13 protein-coding genes are annotated in these 16,282 nt (G+C 67.1%); 7 read left to right on the top strand and 6 right to left on the bottom strand.

Annotated features, from left to right (window positions below; genetic code table 11):
- The first annotated feature begins 21 nt into the window (after positions 1-21).
- The 3 genes from DB459_RS06840 to DB459_RS06830 all read left to right on the top strand — a co-directional run bounded on the left by DB459_RS06840 (position 22) and on the right by DB459_RS06830 (position 2,038).
- Positions 22-300, top strand: coding sequence for an RNA-binding S4 domain-containing protein (locus tag DB459_RS06840; protein WP_253712152.1), 279 nt, complete (start codon positions 22-24; stop codon positions 298-300).
- A gap of 110 nt (positions 301-410) precedes the next feature.
- On the top strand, positions 411-749 hold the full coding sequence (gene fdxA / locus DB459_RS06835; protein WP_253712151.1) for a ferredoxin FdxA: 339 nt from the start codon (positions 411-413) through the stop codon (positions 747-749).
- A 440-nt stretch (positions 750-1,189) separates the two neighbouring features.
- Entirely contained in the window at positions 1,190-2,038 is an 849-nt protein-coding gene (locus DB459_RS06830; RefSeq protein WP_371926882.1) for a CarD family transcriptional regulator, read from the top strand.
- Between the two features lie 161 nt (positions 2,039-2,199).
- On the opposite strand, the gene DB459_RS06825 is transcribed toward DB459_RS06830, so the two are convergent.
- Both DB459_RS06825 and DB459_RS06820 read right to left on the bottom strand, forming a co-directional pair.
- On the bottom strand, positions 2,200-3,699 hold the full coding sequence (locus tag DB459_RS06825) for a M48 family metalloprotease (RefSeq protein WP_253712149.1): 1,500 nt from the start codon (positions 3,697-3,699) through the stop codon (positions 2,200-2,202).
- A gap of 122 nt (positions 3,700-3,821) precedes the next feature.
- A complete protein-coding gene (locus DB459_RS06820; protein ID WP_253712148.1) occupies positions 3,822-4,862 on the bottom strand; it encodes a thermonuclease family protein in 1,041 nt (346 codons plus the stop codon).
- Positions 4,863-4,994: 132 nt separating this feature from the next.
- Here DB459_RS06820 and DB459_RS06815 point away from each other — a divergent pair, with 132 nt between their 5' ends.
- On the top strand, positions 4,995-5,783 hold the full coding sequence (locus DB459_RS06815; protein WP_253712147.1) for an enoyl-CoA hydratase: 789 nt from the start codon (positions 4,995-4,997) through the stop codon (positions 5,781-5,783).
- A gap of 28 nt (positions 5,784-5,811) precedes the next feature.
- A complete protein-coding gene (locus DB459_RS06810) occupies positions 5,812-6,138 on the top strand; it encodes an acetate--CoA ligase family protein (RefSeq protein WP_256519311.1) in 327 nt (108 codons plus the stop codon).
- Between the two features lie 4 nt (positions 6,139-6,142).
- Here DB459_RS06810 and DB459_RS06805 read toward each other — a convergent pair whose 3' ends face one another.
- Both DB459_RS06805 and DB459_RS06800 read right to left on the bottom strand, forming a co-directional pair.
- Complete coding sequence (locus tag DB459_RS06805) at positions 6,143-7,816, bottom strand: cisplatin damage response ATP-dependent DNA ligase (protein ID WP_253712145.1); 1,674 nt, start codon at positions 7,814-7,816, stop codon at positions 6,143-6,145.
- Positions 7,813-8,862 (bottom strand): ligase-associated DNA damage response exonuclease, encoded by a 1,050-nt coding sequence (locus DB459_RS06800; RefSeq protein WP_253712144.1) that lies wholly within the window; start codon positions 8,860-8,862, stop codon positions 7,813-7,815. Before DB459_RS06800 ends, DB459_RS06805 begins: the two co-directional genes overlap by 4 nt.
- 55 nt (positions 8,863-8,917) lie before the next feature.
- On the opposite strand from DB459_RS06800, the gene DB459_RS06795 reads away from it, so the two are divergent.
- Entirely contained in the window at positions 8,918-9,841 is a 924-nt protein-coding gene (locus tag DB459_RS06795; protein ID WP_253712143.1) for a class I SAM-dependent methyltransferase, read from the top strand.
- 382 nt (positions 9,842-10,223) lie between these two features.
- Here DB459_RS06795 and ltrA read toward each other — a convergent pair whose 3' ends face one another.
- Together ltrA and DB459_RS06785 are read right to left on the bottom strand one after the other, a co-directional pair.
- A complete protein-coding gene (ltrA, locus tag DB459_RS06790; RefSeq protein ID WP_253711515.1) occupies positions 10,224-11,603 on the bottom strand; it encodes a group II intron reverse transcriptase/maturase in 1,380 nt (459 codons plus the stop codon).
- A gap of 441 nt (positions 11,604-12,044) precedes the next feature.
- Positions 12,045-13,478 (bottom strand): outer membrane protein, encoded by a 1,434-nt coding sequence (locus DB459_RS06785; protein WP_253712142.1) that lies wholly within the window; start codon positions 13,476-13,478, stop codon positions 12,045-12,047.
- A gap of 233 nt (positions 13,479-13,711) precedes the next feature.
- Here DB459_RS06785 and DB459_RS06780 point away from each other — a divergent pair, with 233 nt between their 5' ends.
- On the top strand, positions 13,712-16,270 hold the full coding sequence (locus tag DB459_RS06780; protein WP_253712141.1) for a ligase-associated DNA damage response DEXH box helicase: 2,559 nt from the start codon (positions 13,712-13,714) through the stop codon (positions 16,268-16,270).
- Positions 16,271-16,282 lie beyond the last annotated feature (12 nt).

Here is a 16,282-nt window from a genome sequence, read left to right as displayed (position 1 = left end):
TCGCGGGAGATCGCAGCATCGGTGGAGCGTCAGCGGCTGGATAAATGGCTCTGGCATGCGCGGGTGGTGCGAACCCGCAGCGATGCCGCCGCGCTGGTCGCCTCCGGTCACGTCCGCGTCAACGGCGCGCGGCAGACCGCGCCCGGTCACGCGGTGAAGTTCGAGGACGTTCTCACGGTTGCCCTCGATCGGAGCGTCCGCGTCTTGCGGGTGGTCGGGTTCGCTGAGCGGCGCGGCGATGCCAAGGTCGCGCGGACGCTTTATCAGGAGCTGAAGGTGGAATTGCCGGGCGGCGGGTAAGCAATTGCTTGAACTGGCTTTCGCCTTACTGCTATGCAGCGGCCGGGTTGCAGTGGCGGACGAGCTGCGCTACCCAACGGCCGCGTTACGATCGCCTTCCGGAGACCTCGATGACCTACGTCGTCACCGACAATTGCATCAAGTGTAAGTATACCGACTGCGTCGAGGTCTGCCCCGTCGACTGTTTCTACGAGGGCGAGAACATGCTGGTGATCCATCCGGACGAATGCATCGATTGCGGCGTCTGCGAGCCGGAATGCCCGGCGGATGCGATCAAGCCGGACACCGAACCGGGTCTGGAGAAGTGGCTGGGGCTGAACTCCGAATACGCCAAGACCTGGCCGAACATCACCCAGAAGAAGGAGCAACTGCCCGAGGCCAAGGAGTTCGACGGCGTCGAGGGCAAGTTCGACAAGTATTTCTCGCCGAATCCCGGCTCGGGCGACTGAGAGGGGCGGCGGCTGACGGGATTTCTCGGCCGGTCCGAAACCGGCCGTAGTGGCTTTGTTTTTAACCGTAACTGCGGGAATGCATTTCGCCGACCGGGCCCACAGCGGGCGCGGGCGGCTTAAACCATTGATTTTTGCGGAAAATGTGCTATTATAGTCACATTCAATAAGCCGGACCCCTGTGTCGCCCGCTGTTTGGTCCCCTGGGGTTGCGAAAATCATTAACAGGGGCGTGGCGGTTCCACGCGCAAGTTGTGGCCAGCAAAACGCGTAACCAGAGTACCAAATCCGCCAAGAAGGCGTCTGCACCGGTCCGCGGCGCCGCAAAGAGCCATGCCAAGGGTAGCCACAAGGCGCCCCGGGCGTCGGCCTCGAAGACGACCGCTCATAGGGCGCCAGTCAAGGCGGCGCCTCCCAAGTCCTCGAAATCAAGAAGTGAAATGCCAAAAACCACTGCCAAGACTGCCAAGGCCGCTGGGACGAAGGCTCCGGCCACCAAGGTGACTGCGACCAAGGCGCCCGTGACCAAGGTTCAGGAGCACAAGGTGCAAGAGGCCAAGGCCCCGGTGGCGAAGGCTCCGGTTGCCAAGGCGCCGGTGGCCAGCAAGGCTCCCGCCGTCAAGCCGGCCGTGGCGGCCAAGCCCGTCGCCAAGGCTCCTGCTGCGCCGCGGGTCGAGGAACCGAAAAAGCCGTTGACCCAGCGCCAGGGCTTCAAGACCAACGAATTCGTGGTCTATCCGGCCCATGGTGTCGGCCAGATCCTCTCCATCGAGGAGCAGGAGATCGCGGGGGCCAAGCTCGAGCTGTTCGTCATCAACTTCATCAAGGACAAGATGACGCTGCGCGTGCCGACCGCCAAGGTCGCCCAGGTGGGCATGCGCAAGCTGTCCGAGCCGGCACTGGTGAAGAAGGCGCTCGAGACCCTCAAGGGCCGCGCCCGCATCAAGCGCACGATGTGGTCGCGCCGGGCCCAGGAATACGAGGCGAAGATCAACTCCGGCGACATCGTCGCCATCGCCGAGGTGGTCCGCGACCTGTATCGTTCTGAATCGCAGCCCGAGCAGTCCTACAGCGAACGCCAGCTCTATGAAGCGGCGCTCGACCGGCTGTCGCGCGAGATCGCGGTGGTGCAGCACGTCACCGAGACCGAGGCGATCAAGGAGATCGAGGCCTCGCTCGCCAAGAGCCCGCGCCGCGGGGCCGCCAAGGCGGAGGCCGAATCCGACGGCGAGAGCGATGCCGACGATAACGACGGTGAGGATTCCGTCGCCGAGGACGAGGCGGCCTGAGGCCAGCTCCGCATCGCAGAGCGTGTTACGAAAGCCCGGCGCATCGCGCCGGGCTTTTCGCCATCGCGCTCTGATGGATGGGCATGATCTTATTGCAGGATCGGAACCCGCTTTTCCGGATCATGCTCGCGTCAGCGCCGCATCAATCAGAAAGACGGGTGTCAGTCGACGACGATCTTGACCCGGTCGCGCGCCTTGATCGTGGCGTGGGCGTCGAGGCCGTTGAGCAGGCGGAAGCGTTCGACCTGGCGGTCGACGCCGGCCATGCGATGGGACAGCGATTCAACGGTGTCGCCCGGCTGCACATTGATGACCTTGATGCGCAGCGGCCGCGCATCCTGGATCTCGGCGAGGCTGAGGCGCCGGAACGAGTTGACGGTATCGCGGAAGCTGCGGTCGGTTTCGCCGCTGCGCTGGCGGGCGGCGAAGATGAAGCGGTAGACGTCGCTGCCGAAACGCAGGGCGTAGACCCGGAACTGCCATTGGTCGCCGCGGGCGGTCGCCGTCGCCGCCGGGAAGCCATTGATCGTGACGTCCTCGGTCGACGCCTTGTCGACATTCTCCATCCAGCCGGAATTGAGATAGTCGCCGAGCGATTGCTCCGACGGCACCCGCACCACGTCGAAGCGCATGGCCTGGGTTCCGCCCTCGCGGACGCCGACCACCGCCTGGGCGGTGTTCTCCAGAGTGAAGCCTTCGGGCGCCTGGAAGGTGAAGCCGAGCTTGGGATGGAGGAAGCGCCGGCCGCGCACGAAGCCTTCGCTGGGGTCCTCGCCATAGACGATGCTGTCGATGGCGCTGAGATAGTCGTCGCGATCACGCTCGCTGGTCTGCGGCGCGGTATACTGGCGCGCCGCTGCCTGGGCGTTCTGGACGCGCTCCGGGGTTGCCGGATGCGACGACAGGAAATCCCGGGAGCGGGGATCGATCATGGCTCGCGGCGCCTTGAGTTCGGCGTTGCGCTCCATGGCGGTCAGGAAGCGCGACGCGCCATAGGGATCGAACTTGGCCCGTGCGGAGATTCCGACGCCGATGGCATCGGCCTCGAACTCCTGGGACCGCGAAAAGCTCGCCATGGTAAGCTTGGTCTTGGCCAGCGCCAGGGCGGTGAGGTCGGGATCGTCGCCCATGTCGGCGACGACGCGCGTCACCAGCGCCGCCTGACGCGCCTGGTCCTCGCGGATCGCGGCATGCTTGGCGATGACATGGGCCATCTCGTGGGACAGCACCGACGACAGTTCGGAGGTGTCGCTCGCCAGCGCGATCAATCCGCGGGTGACGTAGAGCTGACCCGTCGGCAAGGCGAAGGCATTGACCGCGCCGGAGTTGAGGATTGTCACCTTGTAGGAGAGGTCGGGGCGCTCCGACGCGGCCACCAGCCGCTCCACCGTCTTGTTGATCAGCGCCTCGAGCCGTGGGTCGGTATAAACGCCGCCATAGGAGGCGAGGATGCGTTCATGCTCGCGCTCGTTCGCCGGCGTCTGAACCACCGGCTTGGGGAATTTTGCCGCCGCGGCGGTCTGGGGCGGTGCGCTTTGAAGCCGGATCGTGTCGCCGCAGGCAGCAAGGAGGGCGGCAGCGAGGAGCGCAGCCGCCAGCTGCGGCACCGGCGTCAGCCGTCTGCCTTGCTGCTTCCTCGTCTGGTCCGCTCGCGCGTCCATCGTCACCCGTGATCCCCGCACCACCCTTCGTCGGCACCCTCGCCCGACCGGTCCGGTTGACGGCATCCACCGGCAAGCCGCGCCGCAATTGCTCTCGATCGGTCTGTTCAACCCGGCCGGTCTCAATCGGCCAGTTCGATCTGCCCCACGCGGACGATGTCGATCCGCGGGCCGATGCGCCGCTCGACCACGCCGCGCACCCGTAATCGCCGCCCCTCCAGCGTCTTGGGCGCCATTCCCGCGGCTTCCATCGCCGCAATCATGCGCCTTGAAATAATCGCCGCAAAGCCTTCTGTCCATCGGCGGCCAAAATTGACATAAAATGTCGTTCCGGACTGTCTGACCGACTGCGCCTTGCCCTCGACCACCGCGAATTGCCCCACTGCTGCCGCAATATCCTCGGGCTTTTCAGCATCTTTTATGGCGGTCGGGTCGGCCCAGAGTCCTCGGTGCGCTTTTCTCGCGCCGGCTTCCGCGCCGCGCAGTTCCCCGGCACAGCCCGCCTCGGTGATGGAACCGTCGTAAAGTGCCGCGCCGCGGTCGAGCAACGCCGCCTGAAGAGATGTATCGGCGCCGTCGGCGCGGACGAAGGTGACCTGCCGGCCGTAGCGATCGGGGGCGTCATCGCCGCCTTCGAGGCGAACGTTGCGTCCTTCGGACAGGGCGGCGAGGGCGGCCGTCTCCTCGATCCTGGCGAACGGAAGCTCGATCGCGGCGAGACGGACCTCCCGCCCGTCGTCAAGGCGCAGGCCGCGGCCGTCGATCGCGGCCTCAACCCGGCCTTCGCCCAGCACCGCAAAGTTGCAGGCCGCTGTCGCCGCCGTGGCCGTCCGCAGGGCGAACGTCGAAAGGGCGAACGTCGATAACGCCAATGTCGATAACGCCAATGTCGAAAGTGCGAGGCTCGACACGACGCGAAAAGCAGAAACCGCTGACATCCGAGCGAACATCGTGCTGGCTCCGGCCGCTATCCCATTATAGCGCAAATTTCCTGCACGGCATGCTTGGATTGTGTGCGTCTGAGCTCTCGACCTCTGCGCCGTGCGACCGATCGGCGACGCGGCATCCTCGACGAAGGCCATTCCGTTCAACGGAAAACCTTGTTGAATTCCATGGTCTTGCCGCTTGCTGGCCCATGCGGCAAGATCGTCGCAGACAACCATCCCCTCATGCTCGGGCTCTTCCAGCCGTTGTCGGAATCGCGCTGTCCGCTCGTCAAGAAATAATCAATCGGGAGCGGTAGCGCGGGCCGTTCGACGGGCCCGCAGTGCGGTCCTCACAAGCAGGAAGCCTCAATGACCGATATCGTCCTTCAGCATTTCGACCGCGGACTTCTGACCATCACCATGAATCGGCCGGACCGGCGCAATGCGCTCAATCCCGAAATGACGCGCGCGCTCGTCGAGGCGGCGCGACGGGCCGCGGAAGACGGTGAAGTGCGCGCCGTGCTTCTCAGGGGCGCCGGCGGCACCTTCTGCGTCGGCGGCGACGTCAAGGTGATGGCGGCGGGCGGCGCGCCGCTGTCGCTGGAGGCCAAGGTGACGCAGCTGCGCCGCGCCATGGAGGTGTCGCGCATCCTGCACGTGATGCAGAAGCCGGTGATCGCCCAGATCGACGGCGCCGCCGCCGGCGCCGGGCTGTCGATGGCGCTGGCCTGCGACCTGCGCATTGCCTCCGCCTCGGCGAAGATCACCACCGCCTTCGCCAAGGTCGGCTACTCCGGCGACTACGGCGGCACCTATTTCCTCACCCGCATGCTCGGCAGCGCCAAGGCGCGCGAACTCTACCTGCTCTCGCCGGTGCTGACGGCCGAGGAAGCGCTCGCGCTCGGCATGGTGACGCGGGTCGTGCCCGATGCCGAGATCGACCGCGCCGCTCACGAACTGGCGCTGTCTCTGGCCCAGGGTCCGTCGGTGACCCTCGGCTATATCAAGAAGAACATCAACAATGCGGAAACGCTGCCGCTGGAGGCCTGCTTCGACGCCGAGGCGCTGCATCACTCGCGCTGTTCGGAAACCGAGGACCACAAGGAGGCTGCCAAAGCCTTCGTCGAGAAGCGCGCCGCCGTCTTCAACGGTCGCTGACGATGCCGCCGCCGGCCGCTTCGGGCCGATGGTGATGGTCGGCTTCGGCGGTGTCGCCGCGGAGATCTACCAGGACGTAGTCTTTCGTCCCGCGCCGGTCACCGTGGCGCAGGCCGGGGAGATGATCGATCAGCTCAAGGCAGCCGCGCGGCTCGACGGCTTCCGCGGCGCTGCGCAGGCGGACCGCGCTGCGCTCGCCGAGCTGATCGTGCAACTCTCCTCGCAGGTGGCAATGGCGGTGAACCATGTGGTGGCGGAGATCGACCTCAACCCGGTGATGGTCCACAGCGACGGCGACGGCGTCTCGATCATCGATGCGCTGGTCGTCGCAGCCCTCGAGCAGGTGGCGGAGTAGCTTTTCAGCCCGACGCGATCGCCGAACCGGGCTCCTCGTCGGCATTCCCCCGCCTGAGCATGCGCTCGAGGGTCTCGAGCCGGTCGGCCTCGCGCGGCGGTTTGTCCCAGCGCAGACGGCTGATGCGGGGAAAACGCATGGCGACGCCGGACTTGTGCCGGCCGGAGGGCTGCAGCCCCTCGAAGGCGACTTCCAGCACCAGCCCCTTGTCGGGATCATGCACCACTTCGCGTACCGGACCGAAACGTTCGATGGTGTGGCGGCGGACGAAGCGGTCGATCTCCTCGAGCTCCTCATCGGTGAAACCGAAATAGGCCTTGCCCACCGGCACCAGCTGTTCGCCGTCCCCGCCATTGGTCCAGACGCCGAAGGTGCAGTCGGAGTAGTAGGACGAGCGTTTGCCATGACCGCGCTGGGCATACATCAGCACCGCATCGATGACGTGCGGGTCGCGTTTCCATTTCCACCACGGCCCCTTCGGCCGGCCGGGCATGTATTCGGCATCACGGCGCTTGAGCATCACCCCTTCCACCGCCTCGGCGTCCGGTCCGGCGCCGGCCGGGTCGGCGCGCGCGGTGGCGAGCTGCTGCCAGGTCGAGAACGGCACCAGCGGCGACAGGTCGACGCGGCTGGTGTCGAGGCTCGCGACGAAATGCTCGAGGCGGGCGCGACGGGCCAGAAACGGCAGGGCGCGCAGATCGTCGGGACCTTCGCCGAGCAGGTCGTAGGCGCGCAGATGAATCGGATAGTCCTTCATCAGCTTCGGCGTCACGCTCTTGCGGTCGAGCCGCTGCTGCAGGACGTTGAAGGACTGCACCCGGCCGTCACGCACCACCAGCAACTCGCCGTCGATGGCGCCCGGTCGATGCAGCGCGGGCAGGAGATCGGGGAAGCTGCGCGTGACGTCCTCGCCGGTCCGCGAATAGAGCCGCGTCACCGCAGCCCCGTCCTCGCCGCGGCCGGTCACGGCCTGGACGCGGATGCCGTCCCATTTCCATTCGGCGCTGAATTCGGCCGGATCGAGCTTGTCGAAATCGCTGTCGTCGATGGCGTGCGCCAGCATCACCGGGCGGAACGGCGCAGGGTCGCGCGTCACCGGCTTGTCGGCGCGTCCCTCGAGCCAGGCGAACAGGTCCGGATAGGGCGGCGACAGGCCGGGCCACAGCAGCTCGACCTCATGGGCGTCCTTGTCGCCGAGCGCGGCGACGGCGGTCTTGGCGAGACGCGCGGAGACGCCGATGCGCATGGCGCCGGTGACGAGCTTGAGCAGCGCCCAGCGGCCGCTCTCGTCGAGCTCATCGAGCCAGCTGGCGAGCTGCGCCGGCAGCTCAGCCTTCGACAGATTACCCAGCAGGAGCACCACTTCGGTCAGGTTCGGCGGCGGCGGCGCGTTGGTGGCGCGCGGATCGCGCGGCCACATCAGCGCCACCGTTTCCGACAGGTCGCCGACGTAATCGTAGGACAGGGCGAATAGCGCCGGGTCGCTGCGCGCGATGATCAGGTCGCGGATCAGGGAAGGCTTGGCGTGACGGAAGGACAGCGCGCCGGTGATCGCCGCCAGCGCCCAGCCGCGATCGGGGTCCTCGACCTCGCGGAAATAGTCGGTGAGCAGGCGCAGCTTGTTGGTGCGGCCGGGTTCGTAGGCGAGGCGGTCGAGCAGATGGGCGAAGCGGTTCATGGCGCGCCGTCGGCGGGATCCGCCGTCTCCGCCACTGCCGTCGCGGCCTCCTCTTCGCCATAGCCGACGAGGTCGAGCGGCCGGGCGGCAAGCCCTTTGGTCTTGCACCAGTGCACCAGCGCGTCCTCCTGGCCATGAGTGACCCAGATCTCGCCGGCGCCGGTCGCGCCGATGGTCGCGCATAATCCGTCCCAGTCGGCATGATCGGAAATGACCAGCGGCAGTTGGCCTCCTCGCTGCCGGGCGCGGGCGCGCACCCGCATCCAGCCGGAGGCGAAGGCGGTGACCGGATCGGGAAAGCGGCGGGTCCACAGGTCCGTGGTCGCCGAGGGCGGCGCGACCGTGATGGTGCCGGCGAGCTCCGCCTTGCTGGTTTCGCGGGCCGGGTGCAATTCGCCGAGCGCGACGCCGCGGCTCTGGTAATAGCGCGTGATCGTCTCCATCGCGCCGTGCAGATGGATTGGCGCGTCATAGCCGGCCTCGCGCAGCAGCGCGATGACGCGCTGGGCCTTGCCGAGCGAGTAGGCGCCGACGAGATGGGCGCGCTCGGGAAACAGCCGGACGGAGTCGAGCAGCTTGGCAATCTCGCCGCTGGCGGGTCCGAGGCGGAACACCGGCAGGCCGAAGGTCGCCTCGGTGATGAAGATGTCGCAGGGGACGATCTCGAGGGACGCGCAGGTCGGGTCCGGCGCGTCCTTGTAGTCGCCCGAGGCGACGATCCGGATGGCACCGCAGCTCACCAGGATCTGCGCCGAACCGAGCACGTGGCCGGCCGGATGGAAGCTGACGCTGACCTCCCCGAGCTTCAAGGTTTCGCCGTAGCGGATGGCCTGGGTGCTGCCGGCGAAATTTTCGCCATAGCGCAGCGCCATCAGGTCGAGGGTTTCGCGGGTTGCCAGCACCGCGCCATGACCGGCGCGGGCGTGGTCGGAGTGACCATGGGTGATGAGGGCGCGCGCCACCGGCCGCACCGGGTCGATATGAAAGCCGCCGGGCTTGCAGAACAGGCCTTCAGGCTGGGGGGAGAGAATATCCTGCGGGCGCATTTGCGTTATATAGGCCGGGAACCCGTCGTCTTGGAGAGCCGTCAAGCCGCCTGCCATGCCGTTCCGCCTGATGATGTCCTCCGGCGACTTGATCGCCGACCGCCGCTTCGACTTCGCCCGCGATCTGCAGCTGCGGGGCGAACTCGAGGCCGCCGCCGAGCTGATGGAGCAGGCGGTGGAACTGGCGCCGCGTTTCGCCTCGGGCTGGTTCGCGCTTGGCGACATGCGCGAAGAGCTCGGGCAGAACGAGCGCGCCATCGAGGCCTATCGCCAGGCCGTTGCCGCCGATGCCGAGGATCGCCATGGGGCGCGGCTGCGGCTGATCCGGCTCGGCGCCGAGCCGCTCGGGGAAATGTCGGCGGGGTATGTGCGGGCGCTGTTCGATCAGTACGCCCCGAAGTTCGACAACGCGTTGCGCGGCGAATTGCGCTACCGCGGCCCGGAGATCCTGCTGCAGGCCGTCCATGGCGTTCGCCTTCGCGCGCGCAAGCCGGTCCGGTTCCGCCGCGCCCTCGACCTCGGCTGCGGCACCGGGCTGGCGGGGCAGGCCTTCGCCTCGCTGGTCGAGACGATCGACGGGGTCGATCTGTCGCCGGCCATGATTGCCCAGGCCGAAGCGAGGGCGGTCTATGCCCGCCTTGCGGTCGCCGACATGCTGGCGGCGGTCTCGGCCGAGCCGGACGGCAGTCTCGATCTGGTGCTCGCCGCCGACGCCCTGGTCTATGTCGGCGACCTGCAGCCGCTCTTCGCCGAGATCGCCAGGGTGCTGATGCCGGGCGGCCTTTTTGCCTTTACGGTGGAATCCTGCGAGAGCGGCTACGGCCTCGGAACCGCGCTGCGCTACACCCACAGCGCGGCCTATCTGAAGAGCGTCGTGGATGCTGCCGGCCTGCGCCTCGTCGAACTGTCGCCGGTGTCGACCCGGATCGACGCCGGGGTTCCGGTGGCGGGTCTGGTCGGGGTCGCTGAACGGCCGTGATCTTGTTGCGGTGCCGTATCTTGGATTGCGCCGCGGCCCGCCTATATCGGGGTTTCCGTCAACAAAGAAAAGGAGGTGATCCAGTGTCTCATTCGAAGCGCTGTCACCTCGCTGGGATCGCCCGCTGAGTCTTCGAGCGGCCGCCACGTGAGGTGGCGGCCATTTGAGACTGGCAGACGGGCGCTCCCGCGCCTGGACCAGCGAGATTCGACGTCAAGAAAGGAAGGGGCGCCTCGCGTGAGCGGAGCGCCCCTTCTGCATCGGCGACTTCTGCACCCGGCGACGTTCGATCGCGATCGGCATAGGGGGCGACCTTTTGGGTCGCTCCCCTGCCACACCACCCGGCATGCGGGTCCGCACCGGGCGGTTCGAGAAGTTGAGGTCATGAGAGACGGGGCAGTCCCAACCGGTCCGACCAGTTCAGGGTTAGCACGGCGTTGAGGAGCATGCCGCTGTTGCGCCACCAGCGACGGCTGTTGGCCGCCACCTGCCGTGCAACGTCAGGCTTGGCTCCCAGCGCCAGCAGTTCCCTGTGCATGGTCGTACCGCGCTTCCACTGCTTGAGCTGGATGGCGCGCAGCCGGTGACGCAGCCACTGGTCCAGCTCTCGCCAGACCCGTGGGGTTTGCGCCAGCCGGAAGTACGCCTTCCAACCCAGGACATAGGGCCGCAGACGATCCACCACATCCTGCATGCTGCGCCCGCCACTGCGGCAGGTCAGTTGCCGGATGCGCTGCTTGAACGTCCTCAGCGGCTTGTCGGCGACCTTGCGTTTGATCACGCCGCCCGGGGCTACCCAAAGGCTGTAGCCCAGGAACTTGCGACCAAACACGCTGGCCACTGTGCTTTTGGTCTCGTTGACCGTCAAGTGCAGCTTGCCGTAGAGCCGCCGAAGCAGCGCCATCACCCGGTCACCCGCCCGGCGGCTGCGAACGTAGACGTTCGCATCGTCGGCGTAGCGCACGAAGCAATGGCCCCGACGTTCCAGCGCCTTGTCCACTTCATCGAGCAGAACGTTGGCCAGCAGCGGCGATAGCGGCCCGCCTTGCGGCGTCCCCATCGTTCGCTTCCGGACCACGCCATCGCCCATGATCCCGCTGTTCAGATACGCCCGGATCAGCCGGATGACCCCGGTGTCCCCGATCCGTTTCTGAAGGCGGTCGATGAGGATGTCGTGATCGACCCGGTCAAAGAACTTTTCCAGGTCGACGTCCACCACGATCCGGCGGCCCGATTGCACGTATGACTGCGCCGCAAGGACGGCGTCATGCGCGCTTCGGCCCGGCCGGAAGCCGTAGCTGTGCTCGCTGAAGGTCGGATCAAGAATGGGCTGCAGCACTTGCAGCAGCGCCTGCTGGATCAGACGATCCGTCACCGTCGGGATGCCGAGCTCACGCTCGCCGCCCTCGGGCTTGGGGATCGCCACCCGTCGCACCGGACTGGGCCGGTACGCCCCCGACAACAGTTGCTCGCGGATCGCCGGCCACGCCGTACGCAGCTGCGCGGCGGTCTGGTCAATGTCCAGACCGTCCACACCGGCTACGCCTTTGTTGGCCCGCACCCGCTTCCACGCCCGTTGCAGGTTCTCTCTCGCCAGAGCCGCCAAAAGCAGCGCCGACCCTGTGCCCTTCGGTTCATGCCGCGGGCGACGAGCTTCATCGCTGCCCGAGCCACACGCGGCTTCACCGCGTCCTACCCCGGACCGCCCTGCTTGCGCAGGCATCTGATGCAATGCTCGCCACATCGACATGGCCTCGAACACTCCCTCTCGTTCGGCCCTTCGCCTGCGGGACGGCTTCGCAGCCTTCCCACCGGCTACTACGACCTCGGCTGACTTCTCGCTCCGGCTCGACACCGTCGCCCTTTCGGGCATGAGGCGAGACCTCCCCAGGTAAGAACGCACTCCTTCACTGCACGACCGCCGGATCTACGCCGCTTCCCCTTGATCACGAGAGCTTCGCGATTACTGGCCCGCTCGCCCTGGTCGGCAACGCCTTCTATCCGCTTCTTATTCATCGGCCCGCAGCTTCGCTCCACGCTTCCTCCCCACACTCGGTCGCCCTCATGCGGTTGCGCTTCGCTTCGCTCGTTGTGATCAACTCACGATGGGACTTGCACCCATAAGAGGGCGCCCATGCTGGGCGCACCAATGAAAAACCCCGGCACGAGGCCGGGGTTTTTGTGGTTTCGATCGAAGAGTTGATCAGTACTTCGCGATGACCGGCGAGTTGAAGTGATAGCTCAGGCCGGTCCGCATGACGTGCTCCTGGACCTTGGTCGAGAAGGCAAAACCGGTCGCGCCGGCGACCGAGACGAAGTCGTCGGCACGGCCGAGGTCGATGAAGAGGTATTCGGTCTTGGCGGTCCAGTTCCTGCCGAACAGGCCGAAGACGTCGAAGGGCGATTCGATGCCGCCGCCGACTGTGTAGCCGGTGCGGGTCCGGCTGAAGGTCTGGTCGAAAGGCACGCCGAACACCCCGGCAACGTGGGTCTTCACGCCGCCATAGGCGAAACCGCCGGTGGCATAGAACAGGGTCGAACCGACCGAGTAGCCGATGCGGCCGCGCACGGTGCCGAACCACTGCATCTTCTGGTCGAAGGCCGCGAAGGTGATGGGGGCTGCGCAAACGACGGCGCAGACCTTGTCGTCCTTCTGGGTCGAGCCCTGGATGTCGGCTTCGAGGCCGAACACCCAGTTCGCCGCCTGCCAGTTGTAGCCGACCTGGCCGCCGCCGAGCCAACCGTCCGGCGTCAGGTTGAATTGCTCATTGACCAACAGCGGCGGGGTCGGCTGACTGACCAGGCTGCTGCGGTTGAGCGCGGTGGCGCCGCCGAAGTTGCCGCCGATATACCAGCCGGCCCAGTTGGCCACCGGCTCCGGCGCGTACAGCCCGGTGCCGCCGATGCGGTAGTTCAGGCCGAGGCGGAAGATGTGCTCGCGGATCTCGGAGGCGTAGACGTAGGAATTCGGCAGCAGGGCGGTGCCGGTCTGGGTGCCGAGATCCAAATAGAGATATTCGATCTTGCCGGTCCAGTTGCCGCCCAGCGCCGCCTCGACGCCGGAGCCGATGGTCCAGCCGGTGCGGGTGTCGCTGAAGGTGGTGGCGAGCGCCGGCGCCGCGAAGTCGGTGATCGTGGTCTTGACGCCGCCATAGGCGAAGCCGCCGGTGAAGTAGGTCAGCACCGGGCCCGAGGCGAGACCGACGCGGCCGCGGACGGTGCCGAACCAGTCGAGCTTCTGGTCGTAGGCGACGCCCAGAGCGCCGACGCATTCAATGGCGCAGGTACGGTCGTCACGGAAGCTCGTGCCCTGGATGTCGGCCTCGAGGCCGAACACCACATTGTTGAAGCCGAGGATGTTGCCGTATTGCCAGTTGTAGCCGATCTGACCGCCGCCCAGGGCACCGAGGCCGCCGAGCCGGTTCTGCGAGTCGGCACCGGCGCCAGCGATCGAATTGCTCAGCTGGGTGTAGCTGCGGCCGAAACCGACGCCGGCATTCACGCCGAGATAAAAGCCGGTCCAGTTGTAGGCGGCGAGCACCGGCGCCTTGTAGATCGGCGCCTTGGTGGCCAAATCGGCAGCCTGCGCGCTCACCCCGGTGCCGACCAGCGCCGCCGCGATCAAAATCTTCTTCATGACAACCCCAGCGTTTAGCTTGCGGAAAGGGCAAGGAATCGAATTCGGACGAAATGATAACTTTTTCCCGCCGGAACGGCTGTAGCGGGAGCGACACAGCGGCCGGGAATCCGTCGGATCACCAAGGCTAACGGGGCGTAGATTTTGAGCTTTTTGCATTTTCCGCGAGGCTGGAATGGAACTGTGGCGCGGCGGTCCCGACCAAGCCGGCGCGGCGGGCTGGGGCCGCCCAGATGAGCTCTCGCCCGACCGCTGAGCCGGCGTCGTCGCCCCTTCTGCCGCCGTTGTTTTCGCAATGGTTTTTGGCGCGGGGCTGGACGCCGCGCGCGCACCAGCTGGCGCTGCTCGAGACGGCGGGACAGGGGCGCTCGGCGCTGCTGATCGCCCCGACCGGAGCCGGCAAGACCCTCGCCGGCTTCCTGCCGAGCCTGGTCGAGCTGTCCGGCGCCGCCGCTGGCAAAGGCCGTCGGGTGTCCGGACAGGACGGCGCGGGACAGAGCAACGGCCTGCATACGCTGTATATTTCACCGCTGAAGGCGCTGGCCGTCGATATCGCCCGCAATCTGGAGGCGCCGATCGAAGGCATGAAGCTGCCGGTCCGGCTCGAGACCCGCACCGGCGACACGCCGGTGTCGCGCCGCGCCCGCCAGCGCAGATACCCGCCCGACATCCTGCTGACGACGCCCGAGCAACTCGCTTTGCTGCTGGCCTCCGACGATGCGCCCTTCCTGTTCGGCTCGCTGCGGCGGATCGTGCTCGACGAGCTCCATGCCCTGGTCACCTCCAAGCGCGGCGATCTCCTGTCGCTCGGTCTGGCGCGGCTCCACCGGCTGGCGCCACGCTGTTCCGCCGTCGGCCTCTCCGCCACCGTTGCGGATCCGGATGCCCTGCGCCGCTTCCTGGTGCCGCAGCGCGACGGCGACGCCTGCATGGCCGATCTCGTCGTCGCCGAGGGCGGGGCGCAGCCGATCGTCGACATGCTGGACAGCCGCGAGCGGCTGCCCTGGGCGGGGCATTCGGCGCGCCATGCGCTGGGCGAGATCTACGAACTCATCCGCCGCCACAAGACGACACTGGTCTTCGTCAACACCCGCAGCCAGGCCGAGATGCTGTTCCAGGAGTTGTGGCGAATGAACGACGACGGCCTCGCCATCGCCCTGCACCACGGCTCGCTCGATGTCGCCCAGCGTCGCAAGGTCGAGGACGCCATGGCGGCCGGCCGGCTGCGCGCCGTGGTCTGCACCTCCTCGCTCGATCTCGGCATCGATTGGGGCGACATCGATCTCGTCGTCAACGTCGGCGCGCCCAAGGGCGCCTCGCGGCTGATGCAGCGGATCGGACGCGCCAATCATCGCCTCGATGAACCTTCGCGGGCGGTCCTGGTGCCGGCCAACCGCTTCGAGGTGCTCGAATGCCGCGCCGCCATCGATGCCGTCGCGGAGAACGCCCAGGATACGCCGCCGCCGCGCCGCGGCGCCCTCGACGTCCTCGCCCAGCATGTCCTCGGCTGCGCCTGTGCCGAGCCTTTCCTCGCCGATGCGCTCTACGACGAGGTGCGCGCCGCGGCGCCCTATGCCGCGCTGGCACGCAGCGATTTCGACGACGTCATCGATTTCGTCGCCACCGGCGGCTACGCCTTGAAGAGCTACGAGCGTTTCGCCCGCATCCGTCTCGACAAGGAAGGTCGCTGGCGGGTGGCCAATCCGGCCGTGCGCCAGAGCTATCGTCTCAATGTCGGCACCATCGTCGAAGAGCAGATGCTCAAGGTGCGGCTGGTGCGCGCACGCCGCGGCGGCAGCGGCGCCACCGGCCCGGTCGGGCGCGGCGGCCGCCTGCTCGGCGAGATCGAGGAGTATTTCATCGAGGCGCTGAGCGTCGGCGACACCTTCGTGTTCGGCGGCGAGATCGTGCGGTTCGAGGCGCTCGTCGAGGACGAGGCCTATGTCTCCCGCGCCCATGACGCCGATCCCAGGGTGCCGTCGTATATGGGGGGCAAGTTTCCGCTGTCGACCTATCTCGCTGAGCGCGTCCGTCATCTGCTCGCCGAGCCGCGCGCCTGGGCCGTGCTGCCCGACCAGGTGCGCGACTGGCTCAAGCTGCAAGCGCGCCACTCGCGGGTGCCGGGACCGCGTGAACTCGTGGTCGAGACCTTCCCGCGCGCCGACAAGCACTACCTCGTCTGCTATCCATTCGAAGGCCGGCTCGCCCATCAGACGCTCGGCATGCTGCTGACGCGCCGTCTCGAGCGCGCCCGTGCCCGCCCGCTCGGCTTCGTCGCCAACGAATATGCCCTGGCGGTGTGGTGCCTCGGCGATCTCTCCGCCATGATCCGGCAGCGGCGCCTCGATCTCGACGCGCTGTTCGACGCCGACATGCTCGGCGACGACCTCGAGGCCTGGCTCGCCGAATCGGCGCTGATGAAGCGTACCTTCCGCAGCTGCGCGATCATCTCGGGGCTCATTCCGCGTCGCTTCACCGGCGAGGAGAAGACGCGGCGCCAGGTGCTGTTCTCGACCGACCTCGTCTACGACGTGCTGCGCCGTCATCAGCCCGACCACGTGCTGCTGCGCGCCGCGCGGGCCGATGCCGCGACCGGCCTGCTCGACCTGCGCCGCCTCGGCGACATGCTGGCGCGCATCCGTCATCACGTCACCCATCGGGAACTCGACAAGATCTCGCCGCTGGCGGTCCCGGTGATGCTCGAAATCGGCCGCGAGGCGGTCTACGGCGAGGCCTCCGACGAACTGCTGGCCGAGGCCGCCGCCGGTCTCGTCGAGGAGGCGATGTCGTAACTGCACCAAGCT

Origin of the sequence: Bradyrhizobium sp. WD16 (assembly GCF_024181725.1) — a bacterium.
Classification (GTDB): domain Bacteria; phylum Pseudomonadota; class Alphaproteobacteria; order Rhizobiales; family Xanthobacteraceae; genus Bradyrhizobium_A.
The sequence above is the reverse complement of the archived record's forward strand: the minus strand, read 5'-3'. Positions and strand labels throughout refer to the sequence as shown.

Coding starts and splice junctions, on each gene's coding strand:
- DB459_RS06780 (WP_253712141.1), top strand. CDS start 13,712: ATGAGCTCTCGCCCGACCGCTGAGCCGGCGTCGTCGCCCCTTCTGCCG.
- DB459_RS06820 (WP_253712148.1), bottom strand. CDS start 4,862: ATGGTTGTCTGCGACGATCTTGCCGCATGGGCCAGCAAGCGGCAAGAC.
- DB459_RS06825 (WP_253712149.1), bottom strand. CDS start 3,699: ATGGACGCGCGAGCGGACCAGACGAGGAAGCAGCAAGGCAGACGGCTG.
- DB459_RS06795 (WP_253712143.1), top strand. CDS start 8,918: ATGCCGTTCCGCCTGATGATGTCCTCCGGCGACTTGATCGCCGACCGC.
- DB459_RS06785 (WP_253712142.1), bottom strand. CDS start 13,478: ATGAAGAAGATTTTGATCGCGGCGGCGCTGGTCGGCACCGGGGTGAGC.
- fdxA (WP_253712151.1), top strand. CDS start 411: ATGACCTACGTCGTCACCGACAATTGCATCAAGTGTAAGTATACCGAC.
- DB459_RS06805 (WP_253712145.1), bottom strand. CDS start 7,816: ATGAACCGCTTCGCCCATCTGCTCGACCGCCTCGCCTACGAACCCGGC.
- DB459_RS06800 (WP_253712144.1), bottom strand. CDS start 8,862: ATGCGCCCGCAGGATATTCTCTCCCCCCAGCCTGAAGGCCTGTTCTGC.
- DB459_RS06815 (WP_253712147.1), top strand. CDS start 4,995: ATGACCGATATCGTCCTTCAGCATTTCGACCGCGGACTTCTGACCATC.
- DB459_RS06830 (WP_371926882.1), top strand. CDS start 1,190: ATGCCAAAAACCACTGCCAAGACTGCCAAGGCCGCTGGGACGAAGGCT.
- DB459_RS06810 (WP_256519311.1), top strand. CDS start 5,812: ATGGTGATGGTCGGCTTCGGCGGTGTCGCCGCGGAGATCTACCAGGAC.